Raw genomic sequence first — 15,870 nt, forward strand, 5'->3', positions numbered from 1 at the left:
GGTTTCAGACTCGCTCGATGGCACGCTCGCCGAACAGGCCGGCGGGACGGATATACAGGAAGGCCAGGGCCAATATGTAGGCGAACCACGGCGTGATACCGCCGCCGATCAACGGGCCGATGTACACCTCCGCGAGGTTCTCCGCCGCGCCGACAATCAGGCCGCCGACAATCGCCCCACCAATCGAGGTGAAGCCACCGATGATCAGCACCGGCAAGGCCTTGAGCACCACCAACGACAAGGAGAACTGCACGCCCTGGCGCGCGCCCCACAGCAACCCGGCCACCAGCCCGACGATGCCGGCCACTGCCCAGACGATCTGCCAGATGCGGTTGAGGTTGATGCCGATGGACAGCGCCGCCGTGGTGTCATCCGCCACCGCACGCAGCGACACACCGATGCGGGTCTTGTTGAACAGCAGCGCCAGCACTGTCACCAGCACCACGGCAGCGGCGGCAGCGATAAGGTCGAACTGGCTGAGCATCAGCGGGCCAACGAACAGCGGCACGTCGTCGATACCCAGGTCGAGGGCGCGCACTTGCGAACCCATCAAACCCTGGGCCAGGCCTTCGATAATGAACGACAGACCCAGCGTCGCCATGAACAAGGTGATCTGCGAACGGTTTACCAGCGGCCGCAGCACCAGGCGCTCGATCAGCAAGGCGCCGAGGATCATCACGATTACGGTCAAGATCAGCGCCAGGGCAAACGGCACGTCTTGGTCATGCAGGCTGACGAAGGTCAGCGCGGCGAACAACAGCATCGAGCCCTGGGCGAAATTGAACACTCCGCTGGCCTTGTAGATCAGCACGAAGCCGATGGCGACCAACGAGTACATGGTGCCGGCGAGCAGGCCGCCGAGCAGGGTTTCAAAGAAAAACGTCATCAGTGCACCACTCCCAGGTAAGCCGCGATCACCTCGGGGTTGGCCTGCACTTCGGCGGGCGTGCCATCGCCCACTTTGCGCCCGTAGTCGAGCACCACCACGTGGTCGGACAGGCCCATGACCACGCCCATGTCATGCTCGATCAGCACCACGGTGGTGCCGAGGTCGCGGTTCACATCGGCGACGAAGCGCGCCATTTCCTGTTTTTCTTCGGCGTTCATGCCGGCCATGGGTTCGTCGAGCAACAACAAACTGGGACCGGCGATCAGCGCCCGGCCCAGCTCCACGCGCTTTTGCAGGCCGTAAGAAAGGTTGCCCACCAACATGTCCCGGTGGGCTTGCAGTTCAAGGAATTCGAGAATGCCCTGGGCACGCAGGCGGAACGCCTCGGCTTCCCGTCGTGCGCGCGGCAGGCCCAGGGCCTGCTCGATAAAGTAGCTGCGCATATGCCGCGACAAGCCGGTGAGGATGTTGTCGAGCACGCTCATTTTCTTGAACAGCGCGTTGTTCTGGAAGGTGCGGCCAATGCCCCGGCGCGCAGCGCCCAACGGGTTGATGCGGTGGAAGTGCTGGTCTTCAAAGACGATCTCTCCGGCATCGAAGCGATACACGCCATTGAGTACGTTGAGCAACGAACTCTTGCCGGCACCATTTGGCCCGATCAGCGCGCAGATCTCGCCGCGCACCACGTCGAAGGACAAAGCGTTGATCGCCTTGACACCCCTGAACGACAGCGAAATATCCCGCACTTGGAGAATGGCCTGGCTCATGCGATGTCCCGTTTGAATTCCGCCAGCCACACCGGCGAAGGGGTGGATTTGAGGGGTTGCCAGATGTAGGCCAGGCGCTGGAAGCCGAGCAGCTTGCGCACACGGTTTTTCAACAGGCGACGCAGGCCGATTTGCGGGTGGGCGATGGCCCAGTCGCACAGGCGTCGACGCCAGGTGCCATGGGGTGCCAGGCGGCTTTCAATCTCGTCGGCCAGGTGCTGCAAGCGCGCAGGCGACAACAGCAGGCCGGTGGGCGCCACTTCACTGCGATCACGCCGCGCCGAGGCCAGGCTTTCCGGGAAGGCCAGACCATGGCCGCTGTTCAGCCATTGCTTCAGGACTATCGCCAGACCGCCCTGCCAATGGGTGCCCTCTTCGCTCCACAACGCGTTTTCGCCCATGGAGTGCCACCAACGCGCGAGGTGTTGCGCCGGGTCGATCGGGCCGAGCAACTGAGCGAAATCCACCAGATTGGCGGACTGCCAATGCCGCACTTGCTGACGGTCCTGGGTGTAGGAATGAGTGGGACGAATGCGCCACAAATATTGTTGCAGCGCGTCGACTTCAAGATTGTCAGCCAGGGTCATGACCTGCCCGCCAATGGCGTGAGCCGCAAGCGCCAACAGCAACAGATTCGGCTCGAACGACCCGCAGAGGGCCAGCCGCGACTGCTCGTCGAAACCTTGCTGGCGCAAGCCATCGGCCAGGCGTTCCACATCACGCAAGGCGTCGATCCAGCGCCACGCGTACCACTGGCCCTGGCGTTTGTGGCGCAAGGCGGTGTGCAACGGCGTGACCTGCGCCCAGTGATGCAGTTGTTCCAACGCCTTGGGTAGGTTGCCGAGCAGTTCGGCGGGCCATTCCAGGGCCAGCGGACGTTTGAGTTCGTGCACGCTCATAGGGAGATTCTCCTATTCAGGTTGTGTGCGTGCGGTGGTCCGCTGGGCTGGATTACTTGAACCGACACCGATCAACTGTGGGAGCGACGGTGCGACGATTCGACTTGCTCGCGAACGCGGTGAATCAGGCGACATTAATGTTGAATGTCAGTCCGCATTCGCGAGCAAGTCCGCTCCCACATTGCAATAGTGCAAGGCCGCCAAATCGCGGTAGCCCGCGCCGGGGTGATTGGCGCCCAACCGTGCGCCATCGCCAAACAACTTCTCGCGCAGCGTGCCTTGGACATACTCAGTCTTGTACACCCCGCGCTTCTGCAACTCCGGCACCAGCAGGTCCACGGCGTCGATGAAGGTTTCATGGGTCAGTGCATAGGCCAGGTTGAAGCCGTCAACATCGGTTTCTTCGACCCACTCCTGCAGCAGGTCCGCCACGGTTTCCGGCCCGCCAACGAACAACGGGCCAAAGCCGCCGATGCCGACCCAATCGGCCAGCTCGTTGGGCGTCCAGACTTTGTTCGGGTCTGCCGTGGAGAAGGCTTCCACCGCCGATTGGATGGCGTTGGTGTGCACATGCTTGAGCGGCTCATCCGGCTTGAACTGGCTGAAATCGATGCCGGTCCAGCCGGAGATCAGCGCCATGGCGCCTTCGTAGCTGACGTAGGATTTGTACTCCTCGAACTTGGCTTTGGCCTTGGCGTCGGTCTCGCCGACGATCACCGTCTGCAAGTTGAAGATCAGGATTTTCTTCGGATCACGCCCCGCCTCGGCAGCACGCCGACGGATGTCGGCCACGGTCTTTTTCAGCAGCACCTTGGACGGCGCGGCGACGAACACGCACTCAGCCTGTTCGGCGGCGAACTGCTTGCCACGGCTGGACGCACCGGCCTGATACAACACCGGCGTGCGCTGGGGCGAAGGCTCACACAGATGAATGCCGGGCACCTGGAAGTGTTTGCCGACATGGCGGATCTCGTGGATCTTGCTCGGGTCGCTGAAAATCCGCCGCTCGCGGTCACGCAGCACGGCGCCCTCTTCCCAACTGCCTTCCCAGAGTTTGTAGCAAACCTCCAGGTATTCCTCGGCGTAGTCGTAGCGCGCATCGTGTTCGGTCTGGGCCTTCTGGCCGAGGTTCTTGGCGCCGCTTTCCAGGTAGGAAGTGACGATGTTCCAGCCCATGCGGCCTTTGGTCAGGTGGTCCAGGGTGGAAAGACGACGGGCAAATGGATACGGATGCTCAAACGACAACGAGGCGGTCAGGCCAAACCCCAGGTGTTCGGTGACCAAGGCCATCGGTGCGATCAACGACAGCGGGTCATTGACCGGCACTTGCGCCGCCTGGCGAATCGCCGCATTGCCGTTGCCGTTGTACACGTCATAAATGCCTAGCACGTCGGCGATAAACAGGCCGTCGAACTTGCCGCGTTCAAGGATCTTGGCTAGATCGGTCCAATATTCCAGATCCTTGTACTGCCACGAACGGTCACGCGGATGCGCCCACAGGCCCGGGGATTGGTGGCCGACACAATTCATGTCGAAGGCATTCAAGCGGATTTCACGGGACATCAAAGCACTCCGTTGAGATGGTAGTTGCCGACGACCTGGTATTTCGTACGCAGGGGGTCATCCAGTCTCGACGGCAGAACGGTGCGTTGGCCGGTGAGTTCGAACTCGGCGTTGCTCGCGGCGATGAGGGCTTCGGCGGCGGCGATTTGCGCTTCGGTGGCGGCGACGGGGCTGGGGTGGGTGTCGACGCGTTCAAACAAAGCGGCGGCCACATCGACGCGAATCTGCAAGTCGCCGAAACGGCTGATCACGTAGGGGTCAGTGCTGTTTTCAACGTGACGGCGGGTGCTGTCCAGCAGTTGGCGCGCAAGATTCAGTGCAGTCATGGGTGAGGTTCCTTAGTTCCAGGCGTGGCGCGCAGGTTTTACGCCGTTGAGCACGTAGTTGCCGATCAGGTGGTATTTCCAGCGGGCCGGGTCATGCAGGGTGTGGGTGCGCGCGTTGCGCCAGAAGCGGTCGAGGTTGTGCTTGCCGGTGACCGAGCGGGTGCCGGCCAGTTCGAACAGTTTGCTGCTGGCGAGCAAGGCGGTTTCGGCAGAGAGGACTTTGGCCTGGGCGACCACCAATGAAGCATTGGCGACGGTGTCTTCGTTTGGCTCGACAAGGGCGCGGTCTACCGCCAGGCCGGCCTTGGCGAGGATGGCTTCGGTGCCGTGCACGCGCCATTCCAGGTCGCCGATGGCGGCGATGGTGAATGGGTCCTGCCAGCCGTGCTCTTGTTGGCTGTCGATCCAGGGTCGCGCCTGGCGGGCGTAGATCTTGGCCTGTTCAAGGGCGCCCAGAGCAATGCCGGTATCGACCGCCGCCTGGATGATCTGCGAGATCGGGCCGTTGGCGGTGGGCTGGTCGAAGGCCAGGTGGGCCGGGATTACCGCGCTCAAGGGCACGGTGACGCCATCCAGGGTCACACCACCGCTGGCAGTGGTGCGCTGGCCGAAACCGTCCCAGCTGTCGATCACGTTCAGGCCGGGCGCGTCGCGTTCGACAAAGGCAATAAAGGCCTGGCCGTTTTCATTGTTGCCGACGGTGGGCACCAGATGGGCGAACAGCGCGCCGGTGCAGTAGAACTTCTCGCCGTTGATTTGCGCGGTATCGCCATGCAAGCGAATCTGCGTGTCGAAGGTGCCGGCGTTTTTGCTCTTGGCTTCGGAGAAGGCGTTGCCGAAGCGGTAGCCCTGGAGGACTTTGCCGAAGTAGTGCTGTTTTTGTTCCTCGGTCGCCGTTTGCAACAGGATGTCGACGACACCGAGGTGGTTCTGCGGAATCTGCCCCAGGGACGGGTCGGCGGCGGAGATCAGCTTGATCACCTCGGCCACGGTCACATAGGACACGCCAGCGCCACCGTACGCTTTGGGAATGGTGATGCCCCACAGGCCGCTGGCGGAGAACTCGTCAAGCTCGGCCACCGGCAGGCGACGCTCACGGTCGCGCGCGCTGGCCTCGACAGCAAACCGCGCGGCCAGGCGCGTGGCGACCTCGATGGCTTCCGCGTCCGAGCGGATGATATGGGCAGGGTGTTGAGGGTGGGCTGACATGGCCGACTCCAGGCTCCGAGGGGGTGACCTGGGTGATTGCAGGAGTCGTGCCTGAATGTAACAGTCCGTGAACTCGGCTGATTGCCTGACAAAAAAATGGAGCTACACACAACTAAAATCGACAAACTGCCCGACAAGTGTTGCTCCAGCAACAGTCTCTTGTTGATTAAAATGTGGGACTAACCCTTTTCAAAGGCTTAATCCTCGATTGTATACACCGCCAATTCTGAGCGGTTACCGTTGTTGACGCTGTAGCTGGCGGTAGCGGTGGTTGCGGGAGAAGCAAATAGCGCATCAAAAAGTTTAAATTCAATCATAATGTCGATAGAAGTGACCACCTCTTGCCCGAAGAAAATCCATTGGCCATCGGTAGCGACCTCAGCATCAACCACATCCCCAGCTTTAATCCCTGCATACAGCGGTATGCAGAGCCGTGCTTTGTTACCCGCGACTACTGCGCGAGAAATAACATTGTTACTAGAGGGCACAATAGAGGGTGCAGGAAGCAGGGTTGAGCGAGACACTAGAATTCCGTTCATCAGTAAATCCTCTTTTACTAAAGTATAAGATGCACCCCCGACCGTATTCGATACGAATATGGACTTTAAAATCGTTGCACAAAAAGTTTAGGCAACGAAAGTAGAGCGCCCATAAAATATAAACATGGCACTCAAAAAAAGTAAGCTGTGAACTTTGACAGTTGACAAACTAAATAACGACATTCCGTACAAACTTTACTGCGACGTCTCCATCATTGCGATAGGCGTGAGGCTGATGGCTGGCAAACATGAAAAATTCGCCCGTGCCGATTGCCTTGTCTTCACCAGCCAACACCAGAGTCAAGCAGCCCTCAAAGACAAATAGCTGCTCGCTCCAGCCTTCAAGGTCTGGGTCCGGGCAGTACCGATCACCGGGTTCAAGGCGCCACTCCCAGAGTTCGACTTCACGCCGCGCCGTGGCCTTGGCCAACAACACCGCCTTACTTCCAACAATTTCCCCCGCCCAGGCCAATTCGTTGATACGGCTGTGATCACGCGCATCCGGCGCCTGGATCAAGTCGCTGAAAGCCACGTCCAACGCTTCGGCCACGCGGTCGAGAGTAGACAGGCTGACGTTCTTCTCCCCCGCCTCGATGGCCACCAGCATGCGCCGGCTGACTCCGGATTTTTCCGAGAGCGCGGTCTGGCTCAGGTCGGCGGCATGGCGCAGGCGACGGACATTCTGGCTGACGTGCTGCAGGACCGAAGCCCGGTGGGGATTTTCTTTGTGCACTATATTGCTCAATGGGTGGGTGTGCGCAGTATACTGCCCAGCGTGCGGCGCATTGTGCGGTCCGTGCCTTTCCCTTGCAAGACCGAGCCGCCATGACCACCCCGACCGCCTCCCCTCGTTTCAACCGTTTCAGCAAAGCCGAATGCATCCTGGTGGTGATCACCATGATCTGGGGCGGCACGTTTTTGCTGGTGCAGCACGCGATGACGGTCAGCGGGCCGATGTTTTTTGTCGGTTTGCGGTTTGCCGCCGCGGCCATCGTGGTGGGGTTCTTTTCCTTGCGCACGTTGCGCGACCTGACGCTGTTCGAATTGAAAGCCGGGGTATTTATCGGCGTGGCGATCATGTTTGGCTACGGCTTGCAGACCATCGGCCTGCAGACGATCCTCAGCAGCCAGTCGGCGTTTATCACCGCGTTGTATGTGCCGTTCGTGCCGTTGCTGCAATGGCTGGTGCTGGGCCGTCGCCCGGGGTTGATGCCGAGCATCGGTATTATGCTGGCGTTTACCGGCTTGATGCTGCTGACCGGGCCGGCGGGGGCTTCGCTGAATTTCAGTCCCGGTGAAATCGCTACGTTGATCGGCGCGGTGGCAATTGCGGCGGAAATCATCCTGATCAGTGCCTTTGCCGGGCAGGTGGATGTGCGCCGGGTGACCGTGGTGCAACTGGCCACGGCGTCGCTGCTTTCGTTTCTGATGGTGGTGCCGATGGGCGAGGCGCTGCCGGGGTTTTCGTGGATGCTGCTGTTCAGTGCAGTGGGCCTGGGTTTGACCAGTGCGGTCATACAAGTGGCGATGAACTGGGCGCAGCAAAGTGTTTCGCCGACCCGCGCCACGTTGATTTATGCCGGTGAGCCAGTGTGGGCCGGCGTGGTCGGGCGGATCGCCGGGGAACGCTTCCCGCCGATTGCGATGCTGGGGGCGGCGTTGATTGTGGCGGCGGTGATTGTCAGTGAGATGAAGAGAAGCAGCTCGAAAGTTGTCGATACGCAGAGCACCGTCGAGCCAGAAAATCAGGGTTGATGCTTAAGCTGCCAGCCACAAGCTGCAAGAAATATGCGCTCGGCTATTCTCTTGCAGCTAGCCACCTGTAGCTGCTTTCTACTGCCGCTGTAGGATCCTGCCACATCTTGCCGTTTGGTGATCGTGAAAGCGGCACGTATGATGCATCCCAAACTCCCGCAGATTAGAAGCCTATGTCCCTGATAGTTCTACTGCTTCTGCCGTTCATTGGCAGCTGTCTGGCGGCCTTGCTGCCGCACAATGCACGTAACACCGAATCCCTGCTGGCCGGCCTTGTGGCCTTGGTCGCAACCATTCAAGTCGCCCTGCTCTACCCCCAGATCGCCCACGGTGGCGTGATCCGCGAAGAATTCATGTGGTTGCCCAGCCTCGGGCTGAACTTCGTGTTGCGCATGGACGGGTTTGCCTGGCTGTTCTCGATGCTGGTGCTGGGCATCGGCACGCTGGTGTCGCTGTATGCGCGCTACTACATGTCGCCGGATGATCCGGTGCCGCGCTTCTTTGCGTTTTTCCTGGCGTTCATGGGCGCGATGCTCGGGCTGGTGATCTCCGGCAACCTGGTCCAGATCGTGTTTTTCTGGGAACTGACCAGCCTGTTCTCGTTTCTGCTGATCGGCTACTGGCACCACCGCGCCGATGCCCGACGCGGCGCGTATATGGCGTTGATGGTCACCGGCGCCGGCGGCTTGTGCCTGCTGGCGGGCGTGATGCTGCTGGGGCATATCGTCGGCAGCTATGACCTGGACCTGGTGCTGGCGGCGGGCGATCAGATTCGCGCGCACTCGCTGTACCCGGTCATGCTGGCCTTGGTGCTGATCGGCGCCCTGAGCAAAAGCGCCCAGTTCCCCTTCCATTTTTGGCTGCCCCACGCGATGGCGGCCCCCACGCCAGTGTCGGCGTACCTGCATTCGGCAACGATGGTGAAGGCCGGCGTGTTCCTGTTGGCCCGCCTGTGGCCGTCGCTGTCCGGCAGCGAAGAATGGTTCTGGATCGTCGGCGGCGCCGGCGCGCTCACCCTCCTCCTCGGCGCTTACTGCGCCATGTTCCAGAATGATCTCAAGGGCCTGCTGGCCTACTCCACCATCAGCCACCTCGGGCTGATTACCTTATTGCTTGGTCTGAACAGCCCGCTGGCCGCCGTCGCGGCAGTGTTCCATATCCTCAACCACGCCACGTTCAAGGCCTCGCTGTTCATGGCGGCGGGCATCATCGACCACGAAAGCGGCACGCGGGATATCCGCAAGCTCAGCGGGCTGGTGCGGTTGATCCCGTTTACCGCGACCCTGGCGATGGTGGCCAGTGCGTCCATGGCGGGCGTGCCGTTGCTCAATGGATTCCTGTCCAAAGAGATGTTCTTCGCCGAAACCGTGTTCATCACGTCGACCGCTTGGGTAGAGTTTGCCCTGCCGTTGATCGCGACGATTGCCGGTACGTTCAGCGTGGCCTACGCGCTGCGTTTCACGGTCGATGTGTTCTTCGGCCCTACGGCGACCAACCTGCCGCACACCCCACATGAACCGCCGCGCTGGATGCGCGCACCGGTCGAGCTGCTGGTGTTCACCTGTCTGTTGGTGGGGATCTTCCCGGCGCAAGTCGTCGGTTCGATCCTCGCCGCCGCTGCGCTGCCAGTGGTCGGCGGTGTACTGCCAGAGTACAGCCTGGCGATCTGGCACGGCTGGAACGCGCCGATGATCATGAGCCTGGTGGCCATGTCCGGTGGCGTGGTGCTGTACCTGTTGCTGCGCAAGCAACTCAAGCGCGGCCGCTTCAAATACCCGCCCGTGATCAGCTACTTCAACGGCAAGCGCGGCTTCGAGCGCAGCCTGGTGGTAATGATGCGCGGCGTGCGCCGGATCGAGAAACGCATCAGCACCAAGCGCCTGCAGACGCAACTCTTCTTGCTGGTGTTGGTGGCGGTGATCGGCGGCATGATCCCGATGCTCAACAGTGGCCTCAGTTGGGGCGACCGGCCGAAGATCCCCGGCTCCATCGTGTTCGTGACCCTGTGGCTGCTGGCGATTGCCTGTGCCCTCGGTGCCGCCTGGCAAGCCAAGTACCACCGGCTGGCAGCCCTGACCATGGTCAGCGTGTGTGGCCTGATGACCTGCGTGACCTTTGTGTGGTTCTCGGCGCCGGACCTGGCGCTGACCCAATTGGTGGTCGAAGTGGTCACCACCGTGCTGATCCTGCTGGGTCTGCGCTGGCTGCCACGGCGGATCGAAGAGGTGTCGCCATTGCCGAACACCTTGCGTAAGGCGCGGATTCGACGGGTACGCGACTTCCTGTTGTCGACCGTGGTGGGTGGCGGCATGGCGCTGTTGTCCTACGCGATGCTGACGCGCCAGACGCCCAACGATATCTCCTCGTTCTACTTAAGCCGCGCCCTGCCCGAAGGCGGCGGCAGCAATGTAGTGAACGTGATGCTGGTGGACTTCCGGGGCTTCGATACGCTCGGCGAAATCACCGTGCTCGGCGCCGTGGCGCTGACGGTGTACGCCTTGCTGCGGCGCTTCCGCCCGTCCAAGGAAAGCATGCAACTGCCCGCGCAACAGCGTCAGTTGGCGCCGGACGTGGCCACCGACCTGGTCAACCCACGCCAGGCCAGCGACACCGCGCTGGGCTTCATGATGGTGCCGGCGGTGCTGGTGCGCCTGTTATTGCCGATTGCGCTGGTGGTGTCGTTCTACCTATTCATGCGCGGCCATAACCAGCCGGGCGGCGGCTTTGTCGCCGGTCTGGTGATGTCGGTCGCGTTTATCCTGCAATACATGGTTGCCGGCACGCAGTGGGTCGAGGCACAGATGAGCCTGCGGCCGATGCGCTGGATGGGCTTCGGGCTGTTCTCGGCGACCCTGACCGGTCTGGGCGCGCTGTTTGCCGGGTATCCATTCCTCACCACCCACACCTGGCATTTGAGCCTGCCGGTGCTCGGCGACATTCACATCGCCAGCGCCCTGTTCTTCGACGTCGGCGTGTACGCCATGGTCGTCGGCTCGACGTTGCTGATGCTCACCGCCCTCGGTCACCAGTCCGTGCGGGCCCATAAACCGAGCAACCAGGCCAAAGTGGTTGCCGCTACGGAAGGAGCCGCCTGATGGAAGAAGTCATCGCAATTGCCATTGGGGTCCTGGCGGCCTCCGGCGTCTGGCTGATCCTGCGGCCACGGACGTTCCAGGTGGTGATGGGCCTGTGCCTGTTGTCGTATGGGGTCAACCTGTTCATTTTCAGCATGGGCAGCCTGTTTATCGGCAAGGAGCCGATCATCAAGGACGGCGTGCCGCAAGACCTGCTCAACTACACCGATCCACTGCCCCAGGCGCTGGTGCTGACGGCCATCGTGATCAGCTTCGCCATGACCGCCTTGTTCCTGGTGGTGTTGCTGGCGTCGCGGGGCCTGACCGGCACAGACCATGTGGACGGCCGGGAGCCCAAGGAATGACGTGGATGAATCAACTGATCGTCGCGCCGATCCTGCTGCCATTGCTGACCGCCGCGCTGATGCTGATGCTTGGCGAAAAACGTCGCCCGTTGAAGGCGCAGATCAACCTGGTCTCCAGCATACTCGGCCTGAGCGTGGCCATTTTGCTGCTGTACTGGACGCAAAAAGGCGGTCCCGGATCGATTGGCGTGTACCTGCCCGGCAACTGGCAAGTGCCGTTCGGCATCGTGCTGGTGGTGGACCAACTGTCGGCGCTGATGCTGGTGCTCACCGGGATTATTGGCGTGAGCGCGCTGCTGTTCGCCATGGCCCGTTGGGACCGTGCCGGTACCAGTTTCCATGCACTGTTCCAGATCCAGATGATGGGCCTGTACGGCGCCTTCCTCACCGCCGACCTGTTCAATCTGTTTGTGTTTTTCGAGGTACTGCTGGCGGCGTCCTATGGCTTGATGCTGCACGGCTCGGGCCGGGCACGGGTGTCGGCAGGGCTGCATTACATCGCAATCAATCTGTTGGCGTCGTCGCTGTTCCTGATTGGCGCGGCGATGATCTACGGCGTCACCGGCACGCTGAACTTCGCTGACCTGGCGTTGAAGATCCCGCTGGTGCCGGAGGCGGATCGCGGGCTGTTGCACGCGGGTGCGGCCATCCTCGCGACCGCGTTCCTGGCCAAAGCCGGCATGTGGCCGCTGAACTTCTGGCTGGCGCCCGCCTACTCTTCGGCGAGTGCGCCGGTGGCGGCGATGTTCGCGATCATGACCAAGGTCGGCGTGTACACCGTGCTGCGCCTGTGGACCCTGTTGTTCTCCGGCCAGGCCGGTGCTTCGGCGCTGTTTGGCGGTGACTGGCTGGTGTACGGCGGCATGGCGACCATCATCGGCGCCGGGTTGGCGATGGTGGCCGCGCAGCGGCTGGAGCGCATGGCAAGCTTGAGCATTCTGGTGTCGGCGGGGATCTTGCTGTCCGCCGTCGGTTTCGCTCAGCCGAGCCTGACGGCGGGGGCGCTGTTCTATCTGGTCAGCTCGACGCTGGCGTTGAGTGCGCTGTTCCTGCTGGCTGAATTGATCGAACGCTCGCGCTCAGCCAACGATCTGCCACTGGATGAAGAGATCGATGCACTACCAAAAGCCATGGAGTCCTTGCACCCACGACCCGGCGTGAACCTCGATGATGAGCAACAAGCCGTGGTCGGCCAGGTGATTCCCTGGACCATGGCCTTCCTGGGCTTGAGCTTTATCGCCTGCGCCCTGTTGATCATTGGCATGCCGCCGCTTTCCGGGTTTATCGGCAAGCTCAGTTTGTTGAGTGCGCTGGTCAATCCGCTGGGCCTGGGTGTGAGCGTTGACGCGCCAATCCGCCCGGCGGCCTGGGGTTTGGTGGCGCTGCTGATCCTCTCGGGCCTGGCCTCGTTGATCGCCTTCGCGCGCCTGGGCATCCAGCGTTTCTGGACCCCGGAGGAACGCCCTTCGCCGCTGCTGCGTCGCAACGAGTGCGTGCCGATCTTCTTCCTGCTGGGTTTGAGCATTCTGCTGACCTTCAAGGCCGAGCCGCTGATGCGCTACACCCAGGACACCGCCGTCAGCTTGAACAACCCGGAACACTACGTGATGGCGGTGATGGCGACGCGCCCAGTGCCGAGCCCTGAAGCCAAGACCGCCGCGCTGGAGGTGCAGCCATGAAACGCCTGTTCCCTGCCCCGTGGTTGTCGCTGGCGCTGTGGCTGTTATGGCTGTTGCTCAACCTGTCCGTGAGCCCCGGCAACCTGCTGCTGGGCGCGCTGCTGGGCTTTCTCGCGCCACTGATGATGGCGCCGCTGCGGCCCCTGCCAATCCGCATTCGCCGCCCAGGGGTGATCATTCGTCTGTTCTTTCTGGTCGGTCGCGATGTGATCATCTCCAACCTGCAAGTGGCTTGGGGCGTGTTGACGTGCGGCTCCCGCCCGCCGCGTTCGCGTTTTATCAAGATCCCTCTGGACCTGCGCGACCCCAACGGCCTGGCTGCGCTGTCAATGATCACCACCGTGGTGCCCGGAACCATCTGGTCGGAACTGGCGCTGGACCGAAGCATCCTGCTCTTGCACGTGTTTGATCTGGAGGATGAAGCGCCTTTCATCGAGCACTTCAAAACCACCTACGAGCGGCCCCTGATGGAGATCTTCGAATGAGCGCCCTGCTCTCCAATGCGATCCTGTTCAGCCTGTTCCTGTTCTCGCTGGCCATGGTGCTGACACTGATCCGCCTGTTCAAAGGCCCATCCGCGCAAGACCGGGTACTGGCGCTGGACTACTTGTACATCCTGGCGATGCTGATGATGCTGGTGCTGGGCATTCGTTATGCCAGTGACACCTACTTTGAAGCGGCGCTGCTGATCGCGCTGTTCGGCTTCGTGGGCTCGTTTGCCCTGGCCAAATTCCTGCTGCGTGGGGAGGTGATTGAATGATGCCGTTATGGATGGAAATCGTCGTGGCGGTGCTGCTGGTGCTGAGCAGTGTATTTGCGCTGATTGGCGCGATTGGATTACTGCGAATGAAGGACTTCTTCCAGCGCATGCACCCACCGGCATTGGCTTCGACGTTGGGGGCGTGGTGTGTGGCGCTGGCGTCGATCATCTACTTTTCGGTGCTCAAGTCCGGGCCGGTGTTGCACGGGTGGTTGATTCCGATTTTGCTGTCGATCACCGTGCCGGTGACCACGCTGCTGCTGGCGCGCACGGCGTTGTTCCGCAAGCGTATGGCGGGTGATGACGTACCGGCCGAAGTCAGCAGCCGCCGCTGATCTCTCAGGCAAACTCATTTAAACGTGTGGGAGCGGGCTTGCTCGCGAAGGATCGGATTCGCGCTGCCAACTCTGCCAGCTCGGCATCATCCGCCCGCACATGATCATGGGATGAGATATAGCCTTCATAGGCCTCAAAGAACTTGTGCACCTTCGAACTCAACGGCTTGAACGCACTGTCTGAACCCGTCGCATGCATGGGAAACAACTTCGCATGCAGATGATCCACGCCATACCCCTCCAAGATCATCCCGGTACGCGCTACATCGGGTGAAACCCGGCGTGTTGGGGAAGATCGACAAAAATGCCATATGCTGGTCGTCTTCCCACGAGATGTGCGCCGGGGAAGTTTTTCGAACAATGCTGCAGAAAATACATTCCATTTGAATCTCCGCCAGTTGGGTCGTGGCGACCATCTAAAGCCAGGATCGGGCGGGCGTCAAAACAAATGGAAACTTTCAGACATGTCCTAAGGACGTATGCGATGAGCAAAATCTACACCCCCGCCACCGCCGCAGCCGACATCGAAACCACCCTCGCCTGGCTCGGCGGGCGCTGGAAATTGATCATCCTGTTTCATCTGTTCGGCGGCCAGGTGCAGCGTTATTCCGACCTTGAGCGGCTGATCCCGGAGATCTCGCAAAAGATGCTCGCCCAACAATTGCGTCAGCTCGAAGCCGATGGATTGGTGCAGCGCACGGTCTACCCGGTGGTGCCGCCGAAAGTGGAATACCGCATGACCGAATGGGGCCAGAGCCTGTGCCCGGTGCTGGATGGCCTGCTCAAATGGCAGGCCACCAAGCCTGTGATCTAGACCGTGGGCACGGTGCCGCCGTCGATCACGTACTCGGTGCCACTGATCGACCCGGCGCGGGGCGAGACCAGGAACGCGATCAAGTCCGCCACTTCCTGAGGCTTGGCCGGCCGGCCCAGCGGAATGCCGCCCAGCGCTTGCATGATGATCTGCTTGCCGCCTTCGTAATCCGTGCCCGCCTCATCAGCCAGACGCTGCGCCAGCGCGACCGCCGCGTCCGTCTCCACCCAGCCCGGCGAAACCCGCACCACCCGCACGCCCTTGGGCGTCACTTCTTTCGACAGGCTCTTGCTGTATGTCGCCAACGCCGCCTTGGCAGCGGCATACGCCGTGGTCGACTCCGGCAACGGCAACTCCCGCTGGATCGACGTGACATGAATGATCACCCCGGCGCCGCGCTCCACCATCCCCGGTAACAACGCCCGATCCACCCTCACCGCCGCCATCAGGTTCTGGCCCAGCGCATTCATCCACTGCTCATCATCGAGCACCGCAAAACCACCACCTGGCGCACTGGAACCGCCGAGGACATTGACGATGATATCGACACCGCCAAGCCGAGCCTTCACCGCCTCAGTAGCACTCGCACAACCGGCGGCAGTGCCTAGGTCGGCAGCGATGAAATGCACGCCTTCGGGCGTCGAATCCGCCGCCGAACGCGCGACCGAAATCACCTGGGCGCCTTGTTCACGCAACACCGCCACCACGGCGGCGCCGATACCTTTGGTGCCACCGGTTACCAGCGCACGAAGGCCTTTTAGTCCGAGTTCAAAGCTCATGAAACCTACTCCTGGATGAACGAAGACCGCAGGATAGGAACCGGGCGGACAGCCCACAAGAACGCACGAAAAGGTAATGGGCTAACCCAAAAGTGAGTGTCTGGATTCAGGGGCCCT

The 15,870-nt window shown here is 61.4% G+C and carries 17 protein-coding genes and 1 pseudogene; 8 read left to right on the plus strand and 10 right to left on the minus strand.

The genetic code is table 11. The annotated features are described in order from the left end of the window. Positions 1-4 precede the first annotated feature (4 nt). The 8 genes from LVW35_RS17210 to LVW35_RS17245 form a co-directional block, all read right to left on the minus strand. Complete coding sequence (locus LVW35_RS17210; RefSeq protein ID WP_233891249.1) at positions 5-886, minus strand: branched-chain amino acid ABC transporter permease; 882 nt, start codon at positions 884-886, stop codon at positions 5-7. Continuing rightward, positions 886-1,656 (minus strand): ABC transporter ATP-binding protein, encoded by a 771-nt coding sequence (locus tag LVW35_RS17215; protein WP_233891250.1) that lies wholly within the window; start codon positions 1,654-1,656, stop codon positions 886-888. The genes LVW35_RS17210 and LVW35_RS17215 overlap by 1 nt, the downstream gene beginning before the upstream one ends. Next, the gene (locus tag LVW35_RS17220; RefSeq protein WP_233891251.1) at positions 1,653-2,555 is read right to left on the minus strand and encodes an AMP-binding protein; all 903 of its coding nucleotides are present in this window, start codon (positions 2,553-2,555) and stop codon (positions 1,653-1,655) included. Before LVW35_RS17220 ends, LVW35_RS17215 begins: the two co-directional genes overlap by 4 nt. Positions 2,556-2,702: 147 nt before the next feature. After that, positions 2,703-4,118, minus strand: a complete 1,416-nt coding sequence (locus LVW35_RS17225) for an LLM class flavin-dependent oxidoreductase (RefSeq protein ID WP_233891252.1) — start codon at positions 4,116-4,118, stop codon at positions 2,703-2,705. Beyond that, entirely contained in the window at positions 4,118-4,444 is a 327-nt protein-coding gene (locus tag LVW35_RS17230; RefSeq protein WP_233891253.1) for an acyl-CoA dehydrogenase, read from the minus strand. The genes LVW35_RS17225 and LVW35_RS17230 overlap by 1 nt, the downstream gene beginning before the upstream one ends. A gap of 12 nt (positions 4,445-4,456) precedes the next feature. After that, positions 4,457-5,653 carry an SfnB family sulfur acquisition oxidoreductase gene (locus tag LVW35_RS17235; RefSeq protein ID WP_233891254.1) on the minus strand — a complete coding sequence of 399 codons (1,197 nt, stop codon included), beginning with the start codon at positions 5,651-5,653 and terminating at the stop codon, positions 4,457-4,459. Between the two features lie 197 nt (positions 5,654-5,850). After that, complete coding sequence (locus LVW35_RS17240) at positions 5,851-6,192, minus strand: hypothetical protein (RefSeq protein WP_233891255.1); 342 nt, start codon at positions 6,190-6,192, stop codon at positions 5,851-5,853. A 169-nt stretch (positions 6,193-6,361) separates the two neighbouring features. Beyond that, positions 6,362-6,925, minus strand: a complete 564-nt coding sequence (locus LVW35_RS17245; protein WP_233891256.1) for a helix-turn-helix domain-containing protein — start codon at positions 6,923-6,925, stop codon at positions 6,362-6,364. Positions 6,926-7,017: 92 nt separating this feature from the next. Here LVW35_RS17245 and LVW35_RS17250 point away from each other — a divergent pair, with 92 nt between their 5' ends. The 7 genes from LVW35_RS17250 (at position 7,018) to LVW35_RS17280 (ending at position 14,160) form a co-directional block, all read left to right on the plus strand. Next, on the plus strand, positions 7,018-7,947 hold the full coding sequence (locus LVW35_RS17250) for a DMT family transporter (RefSeq protein ID WP_233891257.1): 930 nt from the start codon (positions 7,018-7,020) through the stop codon (positions 7,945-7,947). A 173-nt stretch (positions 7,948-8,120) separates the two neighbouring features. Continuing rightward, complete coding sequence (locus LVW35_RS17255) at positions 8,121-11,042, plus strand: monovalent cation/H+ antiporter subunit A (RefSeq protein ID WP_233891258.1); 2,922 nt, start codon at positions 8,121-8,123, stop codon at positions 11,040-11,042. Next, positions 11,042-11,386 carry a Na+/H+ antiporter subunit C gene (locus tag LVW35_RS17260; RefSeq protein ID WP_003192163.1) on the plus strand — a complete coding sequence of 115 codons (345 nt, stop codon included), beginning with the start codon at positions 11,042-11,044 and terminating at the stop codon, positions 11,384-11,386. The genes LVW35_RS17255 and LVW35_RS17260 overlap by 1 nt, the downstream gene beginning before the upstream one ends. Next, positions 11,383-13,065, plus strand: coding sequence for a monovalent cation/H+ antiporter subunit D (locus LVW35_RS17265; RefSeq protein ID WP_233891259.1), 1,683 nt, complete (start codon positions 11,383-11,385; stop codon positions 13,063-13,065). The genes LVW35_RS17260 and LVW35_RS17265 overlap by 4 nt, the downstream gene beginning before the upstream one ends. Next, positions 13,062-13,550 carry a Na+/H+ antiporter subunit E gene (locus tag LVW35_RS17270; RefSeq protein WP_233891260.1) on the plus strand — a complete coding sequence of 163 codons (489 nt, stop codon included), beginning with the start codon at positions 13,062-13,064 and terminating at the stop codon, positions 13,548-13,550. Before LVW35_RS17265 ends, LVW35_RS17270 begins: the two co-directional genes overlap by 4 nt. After that, positions 13,547-13,825: a K+/H+ antiporter subunit F gene (locus LVW35_RS17275; RefSeq protein ID WP_005789171.1), complete on the plus strand. Its 279-nt coding sequence runs from the start codon at positions 13,547-13,549 to the stop codon at positions 13,823-13,825. Before LVW35_RS17270 ends, LVW35_RS17275 begins: the two co-directional genes overlap by 4 nt. Then, positions 13,822-14,160 carry a Na+/H+ antiporter subunit G gene (locus tag LVW35_RS17280; RefSeq protein WP_028616866.1) on the plus strand — a complete coding sequence of 113 codons (339 nt, stop codon included), beginning with the start codon at positions 13,822-13,824 and terminating at the stop codon, positions 14,158-14,160. The genes LVW35_RS17275 and LVW35_RS17280 overlap by 4 nt, the downstream gene beginning before the upstream one ends. A gap of 4 nt (positions 14,161-14,164) precedes the next feature. On the opposite strand, the pseudogene LVW35_RS17285 reads toward LVW35_RS17280, so the two are convergent. Continuing rightward, a pseudogene (locus LVW35_RS17285) lies at positions 14,165-14,543 on the minus strand (HIT family protein). Between the two features lie 101 nt (positions 14,544-14,644). On the opposite strand from LVW35_RS17285, the gene LVW35_RS17290 reads away from it, so the two are divergent. Further along, the gene (locus LVW35_RS17290; RefSeq protein WP_233891261.1) at positions 14,645-14,974 is read left to right on the plus strand and encodes a winged helix-turn-helix transcriptional regulator; all 330 of its coding nucleotides are present in this window, start codon (positions 14,645-14,647) and stop codon (positions 14,972-14,974) included. Here LVW35_RS17290 and LVW35_RS17295 read toward each other — a convergent pair. Continuing rightward, complete coding sequence (locus tag LVW35_RS17295) at positions 14,971-15,753, minus strand: SDR family oxidoreductase (RefSeq protein ID WP_233891262.1); 783 nt, start codon at positions 15,751-15,753, stop codon at positions 14,971-14,973. The genes LVW35_RS17290 and LVW35_RS17295 overlap by 4 nt on opposite strands. Positions 15,754-15,870: the final 117 nt, after the last annotated feature.

The sequence above is a fragment of the Pseudomonas sp. HN11 genome, assembly GCF_021390155.1.
Lineage (GTDB): Bacteria > Pseudomonadota > Gammaproteobacteria > Pseudomonadales > Pseudomonadaceae > Aquipseudomonas.

Bases quoted from the DNA above. Each gene is read 5' to 3' on its own strand.
- LVW35_RS17240 (WP_233891255.1), bottom strand. From the start codon at position 6,192: ATGAACGGAATTCTAGTGTCTCGCTCAACCCTGCTTCCTGCACCCTCT.
- LVW35_RS17250 (WP_233891257.1), top strand. From the start codon at position 7,018: ATGACCACCCCGACCGCCTCCCCTCGTTTCAACCGTTTCAGCAAAGCC.
- LVW35_RS17210 (WP_233891249.1), bottom strand. From the start codon at position 886: ATGACGTTTTTCTTTGAAACCCTGCTCGGCGGCCTGCTCGCCGGCACC.
- LVW35_RS17255 (WP_233891258.1), top strand. From the start codon at position 8,121: ATGTCCCTGATAGTTCTACTGCTTCTGCCGTTCATTGGCAGCTGTCTG.
- LVW35_RS17225 (WP_233891252.1), bottom strand. From the start codon at position 4,118: ATGTCCCGTGAAATCCGCTTGAATGCCTTCGACATGAATTGTGTCGGC.
- LVW35_RS17235 (WP_233891254.1), bottom strand. From the start codon at position 5,653: ATGTCAGCCCACCCTCAACACCCTGCCCATATCATCCGCTCGGACGCG.
- LVW35_RS17270 (WP_233891260.1), top strand. From the start codon at position 13,062: ATGAAACGCCTGTTCCCTGCCCCGTGGTTGTCGCTGGCGCTGTGGCTG.
- LVW35_RS17265 (WP_233891259.1), top strand. From the start codon at position 11,383: ATGACGTGGATGAATCAACTGATCGTCGCGCCGATCCTGCTGCCATTG.
- LVW35_RS17220 (WP_233891251.1), bottom strand. From the start codon at position 2,555: ATGAGCGTGCACGAACTCAAACGTCCGCTGGCCCTGGAATGGCCCGCC.
- LVW35_RS17230 (WP_233891253.1), bottom strand. From the start codon at position 4,444: ATGACTGCACTGAATCTTGCGCGCCAACTGCTGGACAGCACCCGCCGT.
- LVW35_RS17260 (WP_003192163.1), top strand. From the start codon at position 11,042: ATGGAAGAAGTCATCGCAATTGCCATTGGGGTCCTGGCGGCCTCCGGC.
- LVW35_RS17215 (WP_233891250.1), bottom strand. From the start codon at position 1,656: ATGAGCCAGGCCATTCTCCAAGTGCGGGATATTTCGCTGTCGTTCAGG.
- LVW35_RS17280 (WP_028616866.1), top strand. From the start codon at position 13,822: ATGATGCCGTTATGGATGGAAATCGTCGTGGCGGTGCTGCTGGTGCTG.
- LVW35_RS17295 (WP_233891262.1), bottom strand. From the start codon at position 15,753: ATGAGCTTTGAACTCGGACTAAAAGGCCTTCGTGCGCTGGTAACCGGT.
- LVW35_RS17275 (WP_005789171.1), top strand. From the start codon at position 13,547: ATGAGCGCCCTGCTCTCCAATGCGATCCTGTTCAGCCTGTTCCTGTTC.
- LVW35_RS17290 (WP_233891261.1), top strand. From the start codon at position 14,645: ATGAGCAAAATCTACACCCCCGCCACCGCCGCAGCCGACATCGAAACC.